General features: G+C 34.3%; 18 protein-coding genes. 14 read left to right on the forward strand and 4 right to left on the reverse strand.

All coding sequences use genetic code 11. The annotated features are described in order from the left end of the window. Nucleotides 1–247 precede the first annotated feature (247 nt). The 6 genes from KO509_RS06020 (at nucleotide 248) to KO509_RS06045 (ending at nucleotide 7,589) form a co-directional block, all read left to right on the forward strand. Nucleotides 248–748 (forward strand): GNAT family N-acetyltransferase, encoded by a 501-nt coding sequence (locus tag KO509_RS06020; RefSeq protein WP_215972387.1) that lies wholly within the window; start codon nucleotides 248–250, stop codon nucleotides 746–748. 544 nt (nucleotides 749–1,292) lie between these two features. Further along, nucleotides 1,293–4,541 carry a S41 family peptidase gene (locus KO509_RS06025; protein WP_215972388.1) on the forward strand — a complete coding sequence of 1,083 codons (3,249 nt, stop codon included), beginning with the start codon at nucleotides 1,293–1,295 and terminating at the stop codon, nucleotides 4,539–4,541. Nucleotides 4,542–4,947: 406 nt separating this feature from the next. Beyond that, entirely contained in the window at nucleotides 4,948–5,499 is a 552-nt protein-coding gene (locus KO509_RS06030; RefSeq protein WP_215972389.1) for a DUF2058 domain-containing protein, read from the forward strand. A 142-nt stretch (nucleotides 5,500–5,641) separates the two neighbouring features. Further along, nucleotides 5,642–5,779 (forward strand): hypothetical protein, encoded by a 138-nt coding sequence (locus KO509_RS06035; RefSeq protein WP_215972512.1) that lies wholly within the window; start codon nucleotides 5,642–5,644, stop codon nucleotides 5,777–5,779. Between the two features lie 252 nt (nucleotides 5,780–6,031). Then, the gene (yeiP, locus tag KO509_RS06040; RefSeq protein WP_215972390.1) at nucleotides 6,032–6,607 is read left to right on the forward strand and encodes an elongation factor P-like protein YeiP; all 576 of its coding nucleotides are present in this window, start codon (nucleotides 6,032–6,034) and stop codon (nucleotides 6,605–6,607) included. A 34-nt stretch (nucleotides 6,608–6,641) separates the two neighbouring features. Then, complete coding sequence (locus tag KO509_RS06045) at nucleotides 6,642–7,589, forward strand: M14 family metallocarboxypeptidase (RefSeq protein WP_215972391.1); 948 nt, start codon at nucleotides 6,642–6,644, stop codon at nucleotides 7,587–7,589. A gap of 720 nt (nucleotides 7,590–8,309) precedes the next feature. Here KO509_RS06045 and KO509_RS06050 read toward each other — a convergent pair. The 3 genes from KO509_RS06050 to KO509_RS06060 all read right to left on the reverse strand — a co-directional run bounded on the left by KO509_RS06050 (nucleotide 8,310) and on the right by KO509_RS06060 (nucleotide 9,719). After that, nucleotides 8,310–8,906 (reverse strand): 3'-5' exonuclease, encoded by a 597-nt coding sequence (locus KO509_RS06050; RefSeq protein WP_215972392.1) that lies wholly within the window; start codon nucleotides 8,904–8,906, stop codon nucleotides 8,310–8,312. Nucleotides 8,907–9,039: 133 nt separating this feature from the next. Then, on the reverse strand, nucleotides 9,040–9,345 hold the full coding sequence (locus KO509_RS06055; protein ID WP_215972393.1) for a DUF962 domain-containing protein: 306 nt from the start codon (nucleotides 9,343–9,345) through the stop codon (nucleotides 9,040–9,042). 125 nt (nucleotides 9,346–9,470) lie between these two features. Then, a complete protein-coding gene (locus tag KO509_RS06060; RefSeq protein ID WP_215972394.1) occupies nucleotides 9,471–9,719 on the reverse strand; it encodes a DUF3297 family protein in 249 nt (82 codons plus the stop codon). Nucleotides 9,720–10,310: 591 nt separating this feature from the next. Here KO509_RS06060 and KO509_RS06065 point away from each other — a divergent pair. The 8 genes from KO509_RS06065 (at nucleotide 10,311) to KO509_RS06100 (ending at nucleotide 19,035) form a co-directional block, all read left to right on the forward strand. Beyond that, nucleotides 10,311–12,098, forward strand: a complete 1,788-nt coding sequence (locus KO509_RS06065) for an ABC transporter ATP-binding protein/permease (RefSeq protein WP_215972395.1) — start codon at nucleotides 10,311–10,313, stop codon at nucleotides 12,096–12,098. 96 nt (nucleotides 12,099–12,194) lie between these two features. Continuing rightward, nucleotides 12,195–12,785 carry a DUF1415 domain-containing protein gene (locus tag KO509_RS06070; RefSeq protein ID WP_215972396.1) on the forward strand — a complete coding sequence of 197 codons (591 nt, stop codon included), beginning with the start codon at nucleotides 12,195–12,197 and terminating at the stop codon, nucleotides 12,783–12,785. 15 nt (nucleotides 12,786–12,800) lie between these two features. Beyond that, nucleotides 12,801–13,445 (forward strand): LysE family translocator, encoded by a 645-nt coding sequence (locus KO509_RS06075; protein ID WP_215972397.1) that lies wholly within the window; start codon nucleotides 12,801–12,803, stop codon nucleotides 13,443–13,445. A 118-nt stretch (nucleotides 13,446–13,563) separates the two neighbouring features. Next, nucleotides 13,564–14,397: a hypothetical protein gene (locus KO509_RS06080; protein WP_215972398.1), complete on the forward strand. Its 834-nt coding sequence runs from the start codon at nucleotides 13,564–13,566 to the stop codon at nucleotides 14,395–14,397. Between the two features lie 32 nt (nucleotides 14,398–14,429). Continuing rightward, entirely contained in the window at nucleotides 14,430–15,314 is an 885-nt protein-coding gene (locus KO509_RS06085) for a glucosaminidase domain-containing protein (protein WP_215972399.1), read from the forward strand. A gap of 129 nt (nucleotides 15,315–15,443) precedes the next feature. Continuing rightward, complete coding sequence (locus KO509_RS06090; RefSeq protein ID WP_215972400.1) at nucleotides 15,444–15,734, forward strand: hypothetical protein; 291 nt, start codon at nucleotides 15,444–15,446, stop codon at nucleotides 15,732–15,734. Nucleotides 15,735–15,978: 244 nt separating this feature from the next. Further along, the gene (locus KO509_RS06095; protein WP_215972401.1) at nucleotides 15,979–16,539 is read left to right on the forward strand and encodes a CBS domain-containing protein; all 561 of its coding nucleotides are present in this window, start codon (nucleotides 15,979–15,981) and stop codon (nucleotides 16,537–16,539) included. 1,038 nt (nucleotides 16,540–17,577) lie between these two features. Further along, nucleotides 17,578–19,035 (forward strand): NAD-dependent succinate-semialdehyde dehydrogenase, encoded by a 1,458-nt coding sequence (locus KO509_RS06100; protein ID WP_215972402.1) that lies wholly within the window; start codon nucleotides 17,578–17,580, stop codon nucleotides 19,033–19,035. 172 nt (nucleotides 19,036–19,207) lie between these two features. Here KO509_RS06100 and pyk read toward each other — a convergent pair whose 3' ends face one another. Continuing rightward, nucleotides 19,208–20,659 (reverse strand): pyruvate kinase, encoded by a 1,452-nt coding sequence (pyk, locus tag KO509_RS06105; protein WP_215972403.1) that lies wholly within the window; start codon nucleotides 20,657–20,659, stop codon nucleotides 19,208–19,210. Between the last annotated feature and the right edge of the window lie 5 nt (nucleotides 20,660–20,664).

The raw sequence follows: 20,664 nt of genomic DNA on the forward strand, positions 1-20,664 counted from the left end.
ATACCAATCTCACTAACTATGTGATCATTTCTACTTGCTAAAATCACCAACTACATCGTTATTTATTTAATAATTAGAACAACTCGTTATTGAAATAAATGCCTTGTATTTGGCAATTTTTTCTACATATAAATTTGTTCACCTAATTAATGAAACTGATATTATTTTGTTGATTTTAATTTGTTTTTTAGTTGAGTGTTATGCGCTCATCTATTCAGCATAATGTCTATGCGTATGGAGTATTTCAATGCAGCTTGAACTTTTATCTAAGCACCATTTACAGCCGTTATTTGATTTTGAGCTAGAAAATAGAGCATGGTTTGAATCATTAATTGAACCTCGAGAGAATAATTTTTATTCAGAGCAAGGTGTTGCACAACATATTGATGAAGAACTCGATAAAGTAATTTCTAGTACTGCGTTTTGTGGTTTACTTATTAAAGATAATGAAATTATCGCAAGAGCTAATTTAAGAGATATTAGTGCTAATAAAGCTTCTGTAGGTTATAGGGTTTCAAAACGATTTTTATCTCAAGGCTATGCCAGCCTCTGTTTAGCTTCGCTAATTGAAATTGCAAAAAAAGAATTTGGTGTTCAATACCTTGAAGCTAAGGTACTAGCAAATAATCCAGCTTCTAAACATGTATTATTAAAACAAGGATTTGAAATTATTGGTAATGTACCTAATTTTATTACATTAAATAATAAGTCATTAGCCTGTACAGAGTTTGGATTCAAATACACATAACAGGATAACTGGTCTCACTGGATTATGAGTTTTTAGCTACGCTTAATTACTTTACTTTAATCAGGAGTCTTTTATTTTTAGTACAGTTGTTAGTGTGGATTTAGCTAAAATTTTTCAAGTTTGTATTTTTGATACATAACAATCAGTTTATCGTTTAACACCATAAATTAAGGCGCACAATAAAACACTTTTTCGTCTGATGATTTTACATGGGCCATGTATTGGTTCTTTTGTCCTCGCCTTGAACCTTATTCTACTTAATTAAATAGTTTGGTTGCGGTTTCTCCTAGTAATATCTTTATTAGCTTTTATGTGTGATATATAAGAATAAATAAGACTAATGCATTGATAATTGGGATGGAATTCATGTCATAATGTCATCAATGATATACTATATCAAAATCATTCATGAATAATACAATGAAAAAAATCTGATAGCTTAGCTTCAATGTAATTAGGATTGATTTTTATGTATCAGAAATTTATTTGTTGAGTATTTAATAATAAAGTGTAAACAATATTTTAAGTTATTAAGGAAGTAACAATGGACAGAATAAAGTATATGTTGTCGGCTTTGGCTATGTTTGCCACGACAGCGACAGCGGCAGAGAAAAGCGAAGAATGGTTTTTACACAGTAGTATATCACCCGACAGTAAAACGATCGCATTCTCTTACAAAGGCGATATATACACAGTCCCAGCTAATGGCGGAACAGCCCGTCCTTTAACTATTCATAGCGACTGGGATGGCCATCCTATTTGGTCTCGTGATGGGAAACAAATTGCATTTGCAAGTGACAGAAATGGCAACTTAGATATTTATGTAATGCCAGCAAGTGGCGGAAAAGCAAAACGGTTAACTTATCATTCATCGAATGATATTCCACAAGATTTCAGCAAAGATGGCAAAGAAGTCTTATTTATCTCAAGCCGTATGGATTCAAAGCAATCAACGGTGTTTCCAACTTCTCGTTTAACTGAAAGTTATACCGTTTCAATAAAAGGCAGCACCCCTGAAATGCTTGCCACTATTCCAGCATCTGAGCTGCAGTATTCTCCCAATGGCAAACAAGTGCTTTATCGTGATGAAAAATCCTATGAGAACCAATTTAGAAAGCATGATGTTTCAGCTTTTGCCCGTGACATTTGGTTACAAGATCTTAAATCAGGCAAGCATCAGCAGTTAACCACATTTGAAGGTGGAGATCATAATCCTGTTTGGAAAGACAAAAACAGCTTTTATTATACGTCTGAAGAAAAGTCTGGCACTTTTAATGTTTGGCAAACAGACCTAGACGGTAGTAATAAAAAACAAGTAACTGCATTTAAAGAACACCCTGTTCGTAGTTTATCGATAAGTGATAATGGTACATTAGCTTTTGTGCATCATGGTAGTGTGTATACGAGTAAAAGTGGCTCAGTTGCTCATGTAAAAATAGCGATAGCTAATGATATACAAGAAGATGAATTACTCCCAATTTCTTTAGGTGGAAAAATTACTGAATATTCAGTATCGCCTGATGGAAAAGAAGTTGCCTTTGTCGCCCGTGGCGAAGTATTTGTTGCCAGTACAGAGTTTAAGACAACACGTGCCATTACGAATACACCGCAACAAGAGCGTTCAGTGTCTTTTCATAAAGATGGTAAAACACTTTTATACGCTGCAGAACGTGAAGGGTATTGGGGGTTATACGAAACAAGTATTACAAACGAATCTGAACCATACTTTTTTGCAGCAACGACGTTAAAAGAAGAAGTGGTTCATTTAGCTGACTCTGATAGCTTCCAACCCGTTTATTCTCCCGATGGTAAAAAAATAGCTTTCTTATCAAATCGTGATGAAATTCAGGTTATTGACCGTGAAAGTAAAAAGGTAAATGTTGCTTTAGGAAAAGAGCACAATTATTCCTACGCAGATGGTGACATATCGTTTGCTTGGGCACCTGACAGTTATTGGATGACCGCAAGTTTCTCACCACGAAGCCGATTATTTGTTAATAATATTGGGGTTTTCCCGTCAGACGGTTCAGCTCAGCCTAAAGATATTAGCTTATCTGGCTATAATAATGGTGCTCCAACCTGGCATAAAGATGGTGAAGCTGTGCTTTGGTGGAGTTCTCGTTTTGGTATGCGTGACCACGGTAGTTGGGGTCGTGAAGGTGATGTTTTAGCGGCATTTTTAACACAAGATAGTTACGATAAATTCCGTATGTCGAAGGAAGAATATGAGCTACAAAAAGAGTTAGAAACCAAAGAAGAAAAAGCATCGAATAAAGACCAAGAAGATAGCGCTAAAGAGACTAGCGAAGATACTGAAAAAGAGAAAGTTGAAGCGTCAAAAGTTGTAGATATTGAATGGGATAATATTGAACGTCGCACTGTTCGTCTTACTGTTCATTCTTCAAACTTAAGCGAAGCATACCTTACTAAGGATACTACCGCGCTATATTATTTAGCCCGCTTTGAGAAAGGTTATGATTTATGGCGTCAGTCTATTCGTGATAATAAAACAGAGCTAGTGGCAAAGCTTAATGCAAGATCGGCTAGTATGTCTTTTAGCGAAGATGGTAAAAAAATCTTTATTCTTGCAGACGGTCAGTTAAAGCAAGGCGATATTGGTGAAACCATCAGCTTAAAGCCAATTAGTGCTAATCCTGTTATGCAGCTGAAAACCGCTTCAGAGCGTGCTTTTATGTTTGACCATAGCTGGCGCGTAATCAAAGATAAGTTCTACCGTGACGACTTCCACGGCATAGACTGGGATGATGTTGGCAAATCTTACCGTCAGAAATTACCGTCAATTGGCCATGGTCGTGATTTTGCTAATATGTTTGCAGAAATGACAGGCGAATTAAATGCGTCGCACATAGGTTCATCTTATCGACCAAAATCAACAAGCACTAACGACAGTACAGGTCGTATAGGCTTATTTTTTGATTACAGTAAAGGCTTACTTGTTGAAGAGGTGCTGGCAAAAGGGCCATTCGATAAAGCGAATAGTAAAGTTAAACCTGGGGATAAGCTTGTCGCAGTAAATGGCGTTGAATTGACCAAAACACAAAACTTATACCAATTGTTAAATCATACAAATGGTAAACGTGTAAGGTTTACCTTTGAAAATGCTAAAGGTGATAGTTTTGAGGAAGTAATAAAACCAGTCTCCGGAGAAGAAATCAGTAATCTGTTATATGAACGTTGGGTAAGTACGCGAGAAGCGTTAGTTGAAAAACTCTCCAATGGTCGCCTTGCTTATGTTCACGTAAGAAGTATGAATGATCCAAGCTTTAGAGCGGTGTATTCTAGTTTATTAGGAAAGCATTTTGATAAAGAAGCGGTAGTCGTTGATACACGCTTTAACGGTGGTGGCTGGTTACACAACGACTTAGCTAAACTGCTTAGTGGGAATGAATATTTCACCATGCACGTTCGTGGTCGTAAATACGCTGGTGACCCTATAGATCAATGGAATAAACCATCGGTATTACTTATCAATGAAGGTAACTACAGTGATGCACATGCTTTCTCTTACACTTATGATGAATTGAATTTAGGTGATATTGTAGGTATGCCAGTACCTGGCACAATGACAGCAGTATGGTGGGAAACAGGTATATCTGGTGACTTTCGTGCAGGTGTACCACAAGTTGGTATGAAAGACACTAAAGGTAATTACTTAGAAAACAATCAAACTATACCTGATCACATGGTCAAAAATGATCCAGAATCATCTGCAAATGGTCAAGACAAGCAAATTGAGAAAGCTGTTGAAGTATTACTTAACAAATTAAAATAATAAGTTCTCATTTTATAAGCTTCATTAATATAAAAATCCGCGTTTATCGCGGATTTTTTATTACCTGCTACAAGCAATAAAACTTACTTGTTAAGCTAAGCTCGGCCTAACAAGTATTCTCTAGTAGTTATTTTTCCTGACTTATCGTTAAATTTATTTGCAATTGATGAGTTTTCCACAAGAAATTACAGAGTGATCGATCACAAAAACTTTGCTTAAATTAACCAAATTAATAGCATTGTAAAGATAGCCTTTAAGCTAAGAAAAAGCACTTGGTTTTGTTGTTTGTTTATAAGTTATTTAGTTTTATATTTGATCTTTTTATAATGGGATAAACTATCCAGGGGTTGTCTCATCATTTTTTATTGTTAGAATAAAGCATCAATAAATCTCAGTGAAAATTATAATGTCCTCACTTCAAGATCAATTACTTAATGCCGGTTTAACAACCAAACAAAAAACACGTCAAGCAAATGCTGATAAACGAAAAAAAAATAAGCAAAAGCGTAGTGGTGTGCAGCATGGTGCGTCTTTGCAAGAGCAAGTTAAGCAAGATTTAGAAAAAGCTAAAGCAGAGAAGCAAGAAAGAGATAATGCTTTAAATGAAAAGAAAAAACAGTTGCTTGCAGATAAAGAACAAAACTTACGTATTAAACAAATCTTAACGCACCACCAACTTACGCGTACTGATGGTGATAATGAATATAATTACACTTTTGGTAGTAAAATTAAAAAACTTTCTTTAGATTCTACTACGCATAAAGCATTGGTTAATGGACGCTTATCTTTGTGTGGTTTAGAAGATGTGACTTATATTGTTACTCGAGAAACAGCTGAAAAACTAGCTGAATTAGATAAGGACGTGATATTAGTACAAAATGATAAGGCAGTTGATGAACAAATAGACGAAGATGATCCTTATGCGGATTATCAAATTCCAGATGATTTAATGTGGTAATATCTTATTAATTCAGCATTATTTCTGATGTGAATATTTGTCATAGCTTAGTAATACTATTAATTCTGTAACTCACTATGTAATAATACATGTGTAGTAACCAATGTTGATGGGCTTTATGCTCTATGAGGATAGAAATAATATGTTATTAAAAACTGAGTTAAGTGTTGAAAGCAGTGATAATGATCAAAAAACTATACAACAACAACTAGCTGATGCAAATAATGAAATTGCTGATTTAAAGCTACAGTTGGCATGGTTAGAGCGCTCTTATGAATAACATTCGGTAACGAATAAAAATAAATTTTAAATCGAAGGCTAGTATATTTATTTATACTAGCCTTTTTTATTGGTTAAAATCTCAGATTTATATGATCTAATGTATGAAAGTTTACTTTTTATATTACGTTGCAGTGATAATTAATACTCATTTGTTTTATCGAATACTTGCATTACCCTGTGTTCGTGGTATTTTCTTTGCTAATTATCAACCCTATATAAATTTAATTATTCATTATTTAAGGAATTTTTCATGCCAAAGGCTAGCGAAATAAAGAAAAACGCAGCGATAGAGCACAATGGTAAAGTGTTAATAGTACGAGATATAACTCGTTCAGTACCTCAAGGTAGAGCAGGCGGTAGTTTGTATCGTATGCGTTTATATGATGTGGTTACTGGTGCAAAAGTAGATGAAACGTTTAAAGCAGAAGATATGCTGAATTTTGCTGATTTAAGTCGCCGTCCATCAATGTTTTCATATATCGATGGTGATGAATATGTTTTCATGGACAATGAAGATTACACGCCTTATAACTTACACAAAGATAGCCTTAGCGATGAACTTTTATTTATTAATGAAGAAACACAAGGTATGTCAATTATAATTGTTGACGATGTACCTGTTGCTGTTGACCTTCCTGCGAGTGTCGATTTGGTTATTACTGAAACTGATCCATCAATAAAAGGCGCATCGGCAAGTGCTCGTACTAAACCAGCAACACTTTCAACTGGTTTAATCGTACAAGTACCTGAGCATATTTCTACAGGCGATAAAATTAAAGTGAATACAAGTGAACATAAATTTATGGGTCGCTCAGATTCTAAGTAAGTTCACAAATTAAAGGTAAAGATAACGAGGTAATATGACTAATAATCTTGAATGCACCATTGGTACATTAGGCCAGAAGTGGGATGCAGCTGATAAAAAGCAATGGTTTGAGTTGCAAACAATAAAGCGTTCGTATCAAGATGAGGTTATTAGTAAAATTAATGCTTTATCTTCGCATTTTGATATTGTGCAATATGGGGCGTTGTCAGTTGATGAACAGCGCTACCCATTATTTGCATTAAAAAGCAAGCACTGGCAAAGTGATAAAAGTACAGTGCTAATATCAGGTGGAGTACACGGTTATGAAACGAGTGGAGTACAAGGCGCATTACGTTTTTTACAAAATGAAGCCGCTAATCTAGATTCAGACTACAGTGAATATTTTAATGTGTTAGTTGTTCCTTGTGTCAGCCCTTGGGGGTATGAAACGATTAATCGATGGAACCCTGATGCAATTGATCCTAACCGATCATTTTATCAAGGGAGTCCTGCCCAAGAATCTGTAGCCTTAATAGACTTTATTCAATCACTGGATGTTGATATTTTAGTGCACATAGATTTACATGAAACGACTGATACAGACAATACTGTTTTCAGACCTGCACTTTCAGCACGCGATGCAATTGAACAAACTGTTTGGAATATTCCAGACGGCTTTTATTTGGTTGGCAATACTCTTAACCCTCAAGCTCAATTTCAACAAGCGATAATTGATGCTGTTGAAAAAGTGACACATATTGCTCCAGCCGATGACAGTGGTAAGTTAATTGGGGTTGATATAGAGCAGTTTGGCGTTATAAATTATCCAGGCAGAGAGCTCGGTCTTTGTATGGGGTTAACTGATGCGAATTATGTTACTACAACTGAAGTTTATCCAGACAGTCCTAAATCTGATGCTGAAAACTGTATTCTTGCTCAAGTAGCGGCAATAACTGGCGCACTTGATTTTATTCTCAAAAATAATGATTCAATATCACGTTAAATTTTGATCTATTAGCCTAGTTATCTAGGCTTTTTAATTATTATCAGCTACTTTTTTAAGCACAATCTAAACATCTTTTTTAATTTATATTCTTTCAACAACTTTTAAATAGTCATTTGCTTATTATTTTGTGAGAGATCTCTTACATAGGTGTGAGATATATTGTCTTTTTTCTCATGATTTATTTCTACCTCAATATACCTCATTGATTTAATAAGGATTTATTTGTTTTTTGCTGTTGTCGATAAGCTCCAAGCGTAAACCTATTTATTCGTGTCGTCCTAAATTATATTTTTAAGTGTATTATTAGTCTTGTCAGGAAGACAGAAAGCAGGAAGCTTTTTATAAGTATTGCTAAAGTATGGATTGCCTAGGTAATTATTTATAAAGTAAGGATTACTAGAATTTTAAGGACGATTTAAGGGATAAATCAGGTGAATAGGATTCTACCAAAGGATAACGAACAAGGATGTGATCAATTAAGGATAATTGATATTAGGAAGATATTGCTTAGGAAGCACATTTAAATGGAATTAATCTCAAAATGATTGAGAATATAATTTGCAAGGAAGTAAAAGGATTTATAGCTAGGGACAATGAGTAGGGTTTTACTCAAAGGATATACTAAGGACAGTTTTTAAGGATGAATGAGAACACTAAATAAATGCAGGATGCATAACAAGCTAGTTAAAAAGTGCAGCCATTAAAGCTGCACTTTTTTTATGTGTTAATTTTATAATTTGTCATTAAAGCTTTTTGTACACAAATAGCGGAGTGCGCATCGTTTGCGGCATACAAAATCTGACTATTCTTAAGTGGGTAGGCACTCCAATTAGACTTCTGAGCACCTTTTCCTAGTCTTAATTTAAGTACCATTGCTACAGCAGCACGAGCTCCAACACTATTTTTTTCATCGGCTAAGTTTTTCAATGTAATAGATAGGTCTTGTGTATTTGCTATTTCAATATTTAGTTTATTACGTAGCTCTTTGTTATCATTTTTAATACCAAAACCTACTTTTTCTATTTTTGGATCACTCAATATCTTCCTAGCTGCTGCAACTGCAACAGGAAATCGTGTTGGAAAAAGGTAAGCTTTTTCTGGTGTTGATAACTGTATCAAGGTTGGACCTGGGCTTTTCTCACCTTTATTAAAGATTGGCTTACTTTCTGTATCAAAACCAAGGCATACTTCAGTTTGCAATTTTTTTAATGCATCATCAGCATCATGTTTGTTTTCAATGATGTTAATATCGTTAAGAGCAAGGCCTTTATACAAGGGCAGTTCTCTTATTTCTTCTTTAGTAGGGCGAATCATAGTTTTGCCTTTAATTGTTAACGCTCAGAAAATTTTTATTTTCGTTAAACTACTGTAGTTATCGGGGAAACTGTAGATAAAGAAGGATTAAGGAAATAGTGCTGATTTTAACTTTCGTTCAATATAAATTAATTTAAAACTTAATTTTACCCGTTAGTATATCTTTAAACATAACCCAGTCGCCTATTAAGCTATATATAGGATAAGTAAATGTAGCGGGTTTGTTTTTCTCAAAGCTGAAGTGTCCTACCCAAGCGAAGCCATAGCCAATGAGTGGGATATACCATAATAAGTGTAACTTGCTAGATATCGAAACATATAATATCAACAGAATAATGCAGCAAGAGCCAAAAAAATGTAGTCGACGACACATTACATTAGTGTGCTGACTTAAATAAAACGGATAAAATTCGTTAAAAGTTGTGTATTTTTTTGTCATTTTTTCTCGCCTTTAATTGTTGCACAATAGAGGGTAACTAGCCGAGTATATAAAGTAAAATAACAAAAAGCATATTAAGTTGCCAGGCAATAAGCTGACAACTTGTTATATGCTTTTATAAAAACTTATTTATAAAAAGCTTCAACAGTGCCTTTTAATTTTAGTAAAAGCGGTTGTCCACGGCGATCTAACGCTTTTGGTGAAGCAATTTTAACCCAGCCTTCACTAATACAATACTCTTCAACATCGTTACGCTCTTTACCGTTTAATCGAATGCCAATGTTGTGTTCAAAAATTTCTTCCACATGATGTGGGCTACGAGGATTACCTGAAAGGCGATCTGGTAAAGCGGGTAATGATTTAGTATCGCTCATATAATTAACCTAAATAAAATAAAAAGTACGTTATTTTAGACAATATCAACCTAGTGCTCAAGCACTTAGCATAGCTAAACATACTGAAAATATTCGAAATTTTTACTTGCATTTGTTGCTAACCTTGCTAATAGCATGGTTTATATAGATAAGTTTATATTTGAACTATTACTCTACCTACAAAGCTTTATAAACTTATTAGTATATAATTGAATGGGTAACCATATTTAAAATAATTGTTAAGTTAGTTTAAATCCGTTTAGCTTAGCTTCTAATCTAGAATTTATAGTCTATGAGGCAGGTCTTATTAGCGTTTTAACCGAGAATTAACACCGAATGAGTCAGAAAAAAAGATACTGACTTGATTAAAGGTAACCCTTCAATTGAATCTTTATATAAACAAACAGATAAAACATTGTATATAGCTAAAAAAAGTGAAATAACTAAGGTGACTTTGAACCACATAAGTATGGTGTTTTAGTGGCGTGCTTAAGTTATTGCAAGAATAAATAACTTATTTAAGTATTAGCGAGTGATAAACATGGCAAGTTGGCATAGAATGCCTGTAAACCACATTGATATTAATAGATTATGCGTCGCTCAAGCTATCCTGAACACGAAGTTACCACGCTAAATTGGAAAGCTTTTAAACTTATCCTACCGTATTTATTTGAATTTAAAACACGAATTGCTATAGCTTTTTGTTGTTTAATTTTGACAAAAATTGCGAGTGTTTATTTACCTTTTATTTTAAAGGATATTGTTGATACCTTAGACGCTAAAGCACCTGAAAATGCACAAGCTTTAGTTGTACCTATAGGGTTAGTGCTAGCTTATGGCCTTGTACGGTTATCTATTGTGGTCTTTGCTGAAATTCGCGACACTTTATTTGGGCGAGTAACCGAGCGAGCAATACGTCGCATTGGTTTGAAAGTCTTTCGTCATTTGCATCAACTTGATTTAGATTTTCACTTAAACCGTCAAACGGGTGGGCTATCTCGCGATATTGATCGTGGAACTTCGGGGATTAGCTTTTTAATGCGCTTTATGATTTTTAATATTGTACCTACCTTGCTTGAAATCGTTATGGTGGTGACTATTTTATTTATTAATTACGGTATCTGGTTTGCATTAATTACTTTAGGATCAATTCTTAGTTATATTGCTTATTCAGTATACGCAACAGAGTTACGAACACGTTATGTTAGAGCGGCCAATAAAGCTGACTCTTCTAGTAATACACGTGCTATTGATAGCTTACTTAATTATGAAACAGTTAAATATTTTACCAATGAAGATTATGAAGCGCAGGCGTACGACAAACAATTAAGTACGTGGGAACAAGCCAAAATTAAAAATCGCTTATCCTTGTTTGCTTTAAATGGTGGACAAGCGCTTATTATCGCTATAGCGATGACGTCAATGTTGGCACTTGCTGCGGTACATGTTAGTGAAGATAAAATGACATTAGGTGACTTTGTTCTGATTAACGCTTTTATGATGCAGTTATTTATGCCGTTGAATTTTTTAGGTTTTGTTTATCGTGAGATTAAAGGCTCGTTAGCGAATATTGAAAATTTATTTGGCTTATTAGATAAATCACCAAAAGTACAAGATTGCGTTGATGCAAATGAGTTAATTGTTGATCAAGCTGAGATTTGTTTTGATAATATCCATTTTGCATATAATAGCAAACGGCCGATTATTAAGGGTGTCAGCTTTAAGATAAAGGGAGGAGACAAGGTTGCCGTTGTTGGTGAAAGTGGCTCAGGAAAATCAACATTGGTTAAATTACTATTTCGTTTTTATGATATGAGTTCAGGCTCTATTAGTATTGATAATCAAGATATTAGCAAAGTGACACAACATTCATTGCGTCAAAACATCGGTATAGTACCGCAAGATACTGTGTTATTTAATGATACTTTATTTGCCAATGTGAATTATGGTAATCCAGACGCTAGTGCAGCACAAGTGATGCACGCTATAGAATTAGCGCACTTAACCAAGTTTGTAAATAGTTTACCTGATGGTATAGAAACTATGGTAGGGGAGCGAGGTTTAAAGCTTTCAGGTGGTGAAAAACAACGGGTTGCCATTGCACGTACTATTTTAAAAAATCCACAAATTTTGGTGTTTGATGAAGCAACATCATCATTAGATAGCCATTCAGAACAAGCTATTTTAAGGGCGATTAATGATGTTACCAAAAACCGTACAAGCTTGGTTATTGCCCATCGACTATCAACCATTATTGATAGTGATAATATTATTGTAATGAATGATGGAGAAGTTGTGGAGCAAGGAAGTCATCAACAATTGTTGGCCTTGCAAGGTAAATACAGCAAAATGTGGCAATTACAGCAATCTATTAACTAAAGAACTAGTACTCATTTGTTATTGAGTATTCACCGTATGATTTTACTGATATTCAGGATAAACTAGCGCGTATTTAGTTTAATTAGAATTACATTTATGCCTACAGGTAAAACGAACAGTTTGGACATTGGAAGTACAGATATACCTTCAGAAATTCAGGCGACTAAACAATGGCTAGAAGAAGTTATAATAGCGCTTAATTTTTGTCCGTTCGCTAAAAAAGAATTTGTGAATAACACTATTCATTATCATCATTCTAAGGCTGATCAAGTAAAGGCTGCTTTACATGAATTAATAGAGCAGTGTCGTTATTTACAAGCCCATGATGAAATAGAAACCACGCTAATTGTTTATAGTGATGGCTTTCGTAGTTTTGATCGTTATTTAGATTTGGTTGATTATGGTAATGATCTACTTGTTGAATCTGGTTTTGAAGGTCTGTTTCAACTGGCAAGTATGCATCCAGAATATTGTTTTGAAGGGGAAGATTATGATGATAGTAGTAATTTTACCAACCGTTCACCATATCCCATTATTCATATAATTCGCGAAGCGAGTATGGCTCGAGTTTTATCTGTTTATAATGAACCAGAAAAAATTCCTGAAAATAATATTGCGTTGGCCAATGAAAAAGGCAGTAACTTTTTTCAGGAAATACTTCAACGTATCCATTCGAAGCACCCTTAAGTAAATAGAACCAGTATGTCATATTTAGAACAGTTTTTTATTGTTGCAGCAGTACATTTACTTGCTGTTGCAAGTCCAGGTCCTGACTTTGCTATTATATTAAAGCAAAGTATTCGATACGATCGTCGAATTGCCATTTTTACAAGTTTAGGTATAGGTACCGGCATTTTATTACATGTTATTTATTCACTTGTTGGGGTAGGTGTGATTATTGCTAGTGATGAACGCTTATTTACGGCTCTAAAATATATTGCCGCTAGTTACTTTTGTTACATTGCTTGGCACGGTTTACGCGCGAAAAAGCCTTTGAACACTGTAAATGATGTAAATGTTTCCATGCTGAGTGATGAGAAAAAACCTTCGGCAAAAAATGCTTTTTTTACCGGTTTTTTGATTAATGGATTAAATGTCAAAGCAACTTTGTTTTTTGTTAGTGTGTATTCAGTTGTTATTTCACCAGAAACACCATTTTCAATTAAACTTGGCTATGGTTTATATATGGCTATCGCTACTGCAATTTGGTTTGTTTTTTTATCTTACTTACTAACCCACCATAAAATGAGAAATTTCTTACAAATAAAAGGTTACCTTATTGATCGGTTGATGGGTCTAGTATTATTGCTATTAGCGATACAAATTGTAGCCAGTGATTTGAGCTAGATAACATACCTCTGTCAACATTCTGTTTTATATTCGGGTATAATATCTAGCCATTTAATTCTTCACACGTATGTTAGTGATAAAATCTAACGATAAAAAGCATAAAAGGATCATTGTTTTGCCAGAAAAAATAACTATTGTACAAGTCGGCGGTAATATTGAAAGTGCCCTTAAAGGTGACTATCAAATTGATGTTAAAGGTATTTTTACCGAGGCATGGCAACAAACATTACAGTCTAGAATTTCAATGAATGTTGGTTTATTGTTTTCTGTGTTACTTGGTATGTTGGTTTCTTTTATTGGAAGCAATTATCTTGGTGGAATTGAAGCGGTATTAGCTGATCCTCAAGCAAGCATGTTATTAAATGTAGTTGTTACTGTTGCCGTCTGGCCTTTTCTTGGTGCTGTTGAAATGATGGGGGTATCACACGCTGTGGGGATGAAAACTCATGCGAAAATGATTTTTTCTTTTTTACAACGAGCAAGTTGGGTTGTGTTATGTGCTTTATTTACTTCGGTATTAATTAGCATTGGCTTTCAGTTACTTGTATTACCAGGTATATTTTTAGCGATAACATTATCGTTAACAATTCCTTTGGTAATTGAGAAAAAAATGACACCAATGAAAGCGATTATTTTATCTATTCAAACGCTACGTTTTAAGTTTTTTTCTTTACTCTATATTTATGTGGTTTTATTCCTCTCCTTAGTATTGTTATTTATGCCTTTAGCATTATTAATTGAATCAAGCTTCGCCCCATTAGGTATTATTGTTTTATTGATTGGTCTCTCATTTCTTGCTCCGCTTTATTATAATATTAAAGGGATCTTATACCGTGAAATCTTTGGTATTAGCATCGCAACTGATAAGTATGTCGGTAATCTGCAAGGTGTAACAAAAGTAGCGCCTAAAACGATTAAATCTGATTCAGATGATACATTCTCAGCCTAAGCTCAGTAAATTCAATAGATTATGGATTGTTTATGAAGATCACAATATTAATTAAAGTTGTATTAATATTATTTTTAATGCTTGCTTTGCTCGCTCCTTTTACCTTCTTGAAACCAACGGTAGTCGATATAACGATTGATGAGCCATTAACTAAAGTTATAACAAGTAAAGCAAAAAAAGCGCCAATAGAAAAAGTAATAGAGAAGCCTTTACATGAGGTGAAACTACCTGATTTTGGTGCGATTTTAGATATACAAACTAAAAAGAAAAAGTTTTTTGATTTTATAAAACCTGCTGTTATCAAGCAGAATAAAAAATTATTAGAAACTAGAGCGAAACTAAATACTTGGCTTGAACATGTTTCATTAGAATTACCTCTATCAGAGCAAGAACATCAAGAATTAAAGCGTTTAGTTAAAAAATATCGGGTTAATAAAAACGCTTCGACTTTGTCACAATTAAACGCTTTACTCTTGCGTGTAGACATTATCCCTATGCCTTTAGTTTTAGTACAAGCGGCAAATGAATCGGCTTGGGGCACTTCACGTTTTTCTCGTATTGGATTAAATTTCTTTGGAATTTGGTGCTATCAAGAGGGCTGTGGCATGGTTCCAAATAGTAGAAATACTGGTGCAAGTCATGAGGTTGCCGCTTTTCAAAGCTTAGATGAAGCCGTTACCCGTTATTTTGATAATATTAATTCTCATAATGCATATCGTGTGTTTCGAACTATTCGGTTTGAATTAAGATCACAAGAGCAGGAGTTAAATCCTGAAGTGTTAGCTACAGGCTTATTACCTTACTCTGAACGTGGTGTTGATTATGTTATCGACATTACCAAAATGCTTAGACAAAATGCACCTTTTTTAAGGGAGGAAGAAAAGGATGATTTGCCTGCTGAGCTTCTTGAAGGATAAATTTTACGGTCAGCTATAATATGAAGTATTTATTTCCTATTTAGTTTGACCGAATAACATTTATTTAGTGGTTGCAATTATATGAAAATTTATATTTACTCTTAATCTAAGTTAACTTAGTATGAAGTTATGAACTTAAATTACCTTTTTCGATATTGCGCCATTTTATTGGTATTAGTCACTGCATATAGTATTGCAGAGAATAAAAACGCCTTTGATATTGAAAATGCTGATTCTGCTATTGTTCACTTATCTATCGATAATAGTGAAGTAAACGACCAACCTACCGATGCATTACCTACAGTATCGGGTCTTTATCAAATCAACAAATATCATCCAGTACGTACTTTAAATAAAAGTACGTCGTTTGTTACCGCTACTCGTTTTGTAGCTCATCCTAGAGCCCCACCTATTTCATAATTCTTTATGCTGAAATATAAATAGACCTTATACCTTTAACTATTTTATTTAACAATAATCAATAGTGATAATGCTGTGTAAGCGACCTTCATATTTTTTAGCGTAGTCAAATCTTTTATCAAACATACAACGAATTAATCAAATTGTAGTTATTATTGTGAAAATATAGTTATGATTTTGGTTGCTTCGTTCATAAAATTTATTGAATTATCTGTAGTAAATTAGAACAGATAAAGAGGCTATTATGAAAACACTTTCTCTTCTTGATTTAGACAAAATCGATCAAATTGCAACACCTGAACAGTTTCAAGATATAAATATGCATTCACCTGCAATTAATATTTTTACTGATTTTAATCAGCATAAACCCCTTATGATTGACGCGAGTACGTTAGCTGTCGATGCAATAAAGTTAATGATGAAAGAACATGTTCATATGAAAATAGTAGTGACAGATGAAGATGAATTTTTAGGTGTTATCACCAGTAATGAAGTTAGCGAACAGAATATTATGGCAAAAATAGCACAAGGCTTTACACGCGAAGAGTTATTAGTGTCTGATGTTATGATTACCAGAGCGTCATTAAATGCATTTAACTTTGAAGAGCTGGAAAAAGCTAAAGTGAGTGATGTTATTGAAGCATTAAAACATTATAAAGTTCGCCATTGTTTGGTGCTCGATCAAAGTCATCATCATATTCGAGGGGTAATTTCATCTAGTGATATTGCTAGAAAATTAAAATTGCCAATTACTATCGATGTAGCAACATCGTTTAGTAAAATATTTAACTCTATAAATGATTAACTACTAGAACAGCCATACTGTTTTTATTTTAAATATAAAAACAGTATGGCTCGATCAATAACTTAAAAAGGTTCTATTCATTAGCACCTTTTTTATTTTTATTAAGTTAAATAACGGTATTTTAGTATAAGTTGTTTACTTCACCATAATTAATCTATATACTTGCCGTGTTATTTACTCTCCTCTCGTTTATCTAACAGTTTACCTTCCACGGTAATCATTGTTTTGTCTTTCCCTTTCACAGTTAGTCATCACTCAAATTATTAAGCTTCAATTATTGTCTGAGTTATCGAGATATATTCTCGTATTGAGTTGATATTTATAAATATCGAAAAGTTTTCACACAATAATATAGCTTTTATTATTCATGCGTTTAAACGCAAATTAAAAGAGTTTTATTATGTCTTATACATATAAAGGTATGATTTATTCAATTAAATCACCTGTACAATCTATTTCAGTTAACAAAAATAATATTGTTGTTACTGATCAAAACGGTTCAAAATTAATTAAATTTACTAATGTAATCGATTCAAAATGTTTTTTAGCATGGATCTATAACAGTTAATAAATTTATAATTAATTTGTTAAGTTAATTAGTTTTTTAATTAATCGCCCCCTATAAAGAACACAAAGAACACAAAGAACATATAACAAAAGAAGTATAGGTAATAGCCTTTTATCTATACTTCACAGGTTGTTCATGCTTACTATTCTTTTCCCTCAAGTAATCACTTAATCAAAATACTCGCTCACGAATCAGTAAGCCAGTTTCAATACCGCTAATATCTTAATAAGCAAGGTTATAGTTACCTCAATAACCTTAAATTATTGTTAACTTATGATGGCTGAAATAAGCCGTGTTGTCAGTGCTCCAATTAAGAGTTTCCCCCTGATTTATCTTAAGAAACGCAATAAACATATGCATCTAATGAAATGCTACTGATAGACTTCTCTAAATAATTTTTATTGTACGTTATAATAACGGCTGTAAAGCATTATTTCTGCCATGTTATATTAGTTAAGGGGTCAAAAAGTATGCAACATTTAAACGATCGAAAATTAGTAAAATACGCTTCTTATATCAATGGCTGTTGGCACACAGGTATAAATGAAATAGAAATTTTGAATCCTGCTACAGGCAAGCAAGTGGCTAAAGTGTGTAATGCTGGCGTAATTGAAACTGAATTAGCGATACAGTCAGCTAAAAAAGCGTTAAAAGCATGGTCAGCAAAATCAGCAAATGAACGCTCTACGTTATTACGTAATTGGTTTGACTTAATGATGGAAAATCAAGATGATTTAGGTCGTATTTTAACTCTAGAGCAAGGTAAACCTTTAACTGAAGCTTTAGGTGAAATTGCTTATGGTGCTGCTTTTATTGAATGGTTTGCTGAAGAAGGTAAGCGAATTTATGGTGATACAATTCCTGCGTCATCAGGTGATAAGCGTATTGTTGTGATCAAACAACCAATCGGTGTGGTTGCTGCTATTACGCCATGGAATTTTCCTAATGCAATGATTGCTCGTAAGGCAGCAGCGGCACTTGCTGCGGGTTGTACATTTGTCGTTAGACCTGCAACACAAACACCTTTATCTGCACTTGCTATGGCAGAGCTTGCTGAAAGGGCTGGTATTCCAGCAGGTGTTTTTAATGTTGTTGTTGGTGATGATGCTCGTGGTATGGGAAAGGTGCTAACTGAGCATAAAGATATAGCTAAGTTTACTTTTACCGGCTCTACAGAGGTTGGTAAGTCGCTTATTAGTCAATGTGCCTCTACCGTGAAAAAAGTATCAATGGAGTTAGGTGGTAATGCGCCGTTTATTGTCTTTGATGATGCTGATATTGATGCCGCTGTTGCTGGTGCGTTAGTATCAAAGTACCGAAATGCTGGTCAAACGTGTGTTTGTACTAATCGTATTCTAGTGCAGGAAAATGTATTAGTAGAGTTTACTGAAAAATTTATTGAAGCAGTCAAAGGTTTATCTATTGGGAATGGTTTAGATAAAGGCGTTACGGTTGGCCCTATGATCACAGCACAGGCAGTTAAAGATGTTAAAAAGCTTATAGATGAGTCTATTAGTCAGGGAGCAGAGATGTCTTTTGGTGATTATGATTTATCTATCGGCGAAAACTTTTTAGCGCCTATAGTACTTTCTAAAGTTACGAACGATATGCCAGTAGCGCATTATGAAATTTTTGGCCCAGTAGCACCAATTATTAGCTTTAAAGATGAAAGTGAAGCTATTAGTATCGCGAATGATACAGAATTTGGCTTAGCTGCTTATTTTTACTCTCGTGATATTGGTCGAATTTGGCGTGTTGCTGAAGGTTTAGATTTTGGTATGGTTGGTATTAACGAAGGATTGATTTCTAATGCAGCAGCGCCGTTTGGTGGTATGAAACAATCAGGTAATGGTCGCGAAGGCTCTAAGTATGGCTTAGATGATTATTTAGAAATAAAATACTTGTGTATGGGCGGTTTAGATAAATAGCGCAATTATGATCGTCAAATTGGCGTCGTGATTAATATAGTACTGAAAAATAAAAAACAGCTAGTTTATAGAGTAAATCTATAATCTAGCTGTTTTTTTATTAGGTTAGCTATTTAGTCTTAGTAACTGACCATTAGTATGTAGCTAAAGACTAGTATTTAACTATTACTAATTAACTAAAGTGCTTTTCAGCAAGCGTTAATACTTTTAATGTATTTGAAGCGCCAACTGTTTCCATTAAGTCACCGTGGGTTAATATAATTTTATCGCCAACGGCCAACTCTGAGTTTTTACAAACAACTTTTAATAGATCATCACTTAATGCCTCAACACTGCTGTCAGTTGAATCAAAAGCAATAGGGTAAACGCCACGGTAAATAGCTGTTTTATTTAATGTTTTAGCATGGCGAGATAATGAATAAATAGGTAAGCCAGAAGTAATGCGAGACATTAATTTACTGGTTTGTCCTGATTCTGTTAATGCAATAATTGCAGTAACACCATTTAAGTGGTTTGCTGCATACATAGCAGAAAGGGCAACCGTTTCAGATATTTCATCGAAGGTTAGATCCATTCTGTGATTTGATATATTTACCGAACGGTGTTTTTCTGCACCGACACAAACATTGGCCATGGCCGTCACTGTTTCTACTGGATATTTACCAGCAGCTGTTTCAGCACTTAACATTACAGCATCAGTACCATCTAGCACTGCGTTTGCAACATCCATAACTTCAGCACGTGTTGGCATTGGTTGCTCAATCATGGTTTCCATCATTTGTGTGGCTGTAATAACAACACGGTTTAATCGACGAGAGCGAGCAATAATGTGTTTTTGTTTACCAACAAGTTCAGCATCACCAATTTCAACACCTAAATCACCACGAGCAACCATAACAACATCAGAGGCTAAAATAATACCATCAAGCACGTCATTGTCATTTACAGCTTCTGCACGTTCAATCTTTGAAACTAAGCGTGCATCACAGCCAGCTGCTTCTGCTAAAGAGCGAGCTTCTCGCATATCGGCAGCATCACGAGGGAAAGAAACAGCTAAGAAGTCAACATTGATTTTAGCGGCTAATTTAATGTCTTCTTTATCTTTTGCTGTTAATGCTGGAGCCGTTAAACCGCCACCTTGGCGATTAATGCCTTTATTGTTTGATAATGGTCCACCAACAGTTACTTCAGTAAATACTGAGGTATCTGAAGTTGATAATACTCTTAGTTGAACACGACCATCATCAAGTAATAAAATGTCATTTTCGTTAACATCTTGTACAAGTTTTTTATAATCAATGCCTACTTTTTCTTGACAGCCTTGGCCTTTCTCTAATGTTGCATCAAGTTCAAATTTATCACCAATAGCTAATTTAATAGGGCCATCTTTAAACGTAGATATTCGGATTTTAGGTCCTTGTAAATCACCTAAAATACCAACATATATACCTAATTCTTTCGCCGCTTCACGTACATTATTAGCTCTGTCAATGTGATCTTGTGGTACGCCGTGAGAAAAATTAAGTCTTACTACGTTTACACCGGCAGCAAGAACTGCTTTTAATTTTGCTTTATCATCAGTTGCTGGACCAAGGGTAGCAACAATCTTCGTTCTTCTAGGCATGTTAA

The organism is Colwellia sp. C2M11, assembly GCF_018860915.1.
Lineage (GTDB): Bacteria > Pseudomonadota > Gammaproteobacteria > Enterobacterales > Alteromonadaceae > Colwellia.

Coding starts and splice junctions, on each gene's coding strand:
- KO509_RS06025 (WP_215972388.1), top strand. CDS start 1,293: ATGGACAGAATAAAGTATATGTTGTCGGCTTTGGCTATGTTTGCCACG.
- KO509_RS06050 (WP_215972392.1), bottom strand. CDS start 8,906: ATGATTCGCCCTACTAAAGAAGAAATAAGAGAACTGCCCTTGTATAAA.
- yeiP (WP_215972390.1), top strand. CDS start 6,032: ATGCCAAAGGCTAGCGAAATAAAGAAAAACGCAGCGATAGAGCACAAT.
- pyk (WP_215972403.1), bottom strand. CDS start 20,659: ATGCCTAGAAGAACGAAGATTGTTGCTACCCTTGGTCCAGCAACTGAT.
- KO509_RS06055 (WP_215972393.1), bottom strand. CDS start 9,345: ATGACAAAAAAATACACAACTTTTAACGAATTTTATCCGTTTTATTTA.
- KO509_RS06070 (WP_215972396.1), top strand. CDS start 12,195: ATGCCTACAGGTAAAACGAACAGTTTGGACATTGGAAGTACAGATATA.
- KO509_RS06075 (WP_215972397.1), top strand. CDS start 12,801: ATGTCATATTTAGAACAGTTTTTTATTGTTGCAGCAGTACATTTACTT.
- KO509_RS06060 (WP_215972394.1), bottom strand. CDS start 9,719: ATGAGCGATACTAAATCATTACCCGCTTTACCAGATCGCCTTTCAGGT.
- KO509_RS06085 (WP_215972399.1), top strand. CDS start 14,430: ATGAAGATCACAATATTAATTAAAGTTGTATTAATATTATTTTTAATG.
- KO509_RS06100 (WP_215972402.1), top strand. CDS start 17,578: ATGCAACATTTAAACGATCGAAAATTAGTAAAATACGCTTCTTATATC.
- KO509_RS06090 (WP_215972400.1), top strand. CDS start 15,444: ATGAACTTAAATTACCTTTTTCGATATTGCGCCATTTTATTGGTATTA.
- KO509_RS06045 (WP_215972391.1), top strand. CDS start 6,642: ATGACTAATAATCTTGAATGCACCATTGGTACATTAGGCCAGAAGTGG.
- KO509_RS06035 (WP_215972512.1), top strand. CDS start 5,642: ATGTTATTAAAAACTGAGTTAAGTGTTGAAAGCAGTGATAATGATCAA.
- KO509_RS06065 (WP_215972395.1), top strand. CDS start 10,311: ATGCGTCGCTCAAGCTATCCTGAACACGAAGTTACCACGCTAAATTGG.
- KO509_RS06020 (WP_215972387.1), top strand. CDS start 248: ATGCAGCTTGAACTTTTATCTAAGCACCATTTACAGCCGTTATTTGAT.
- KO509_RS06030 (WP_215972389.1), top strand. CDS start 4,948: ATGTCCTCACTTCAAGATCAATTACTTAATGCCGGTTTAACAACCAAA.
- KO509_RS06095 (WP_215972401.1), top strand. CDS start 15,979: ATGAAAACACTTTCTCTTCTTGATTTAGACAAAATCGATCAAATTGCA.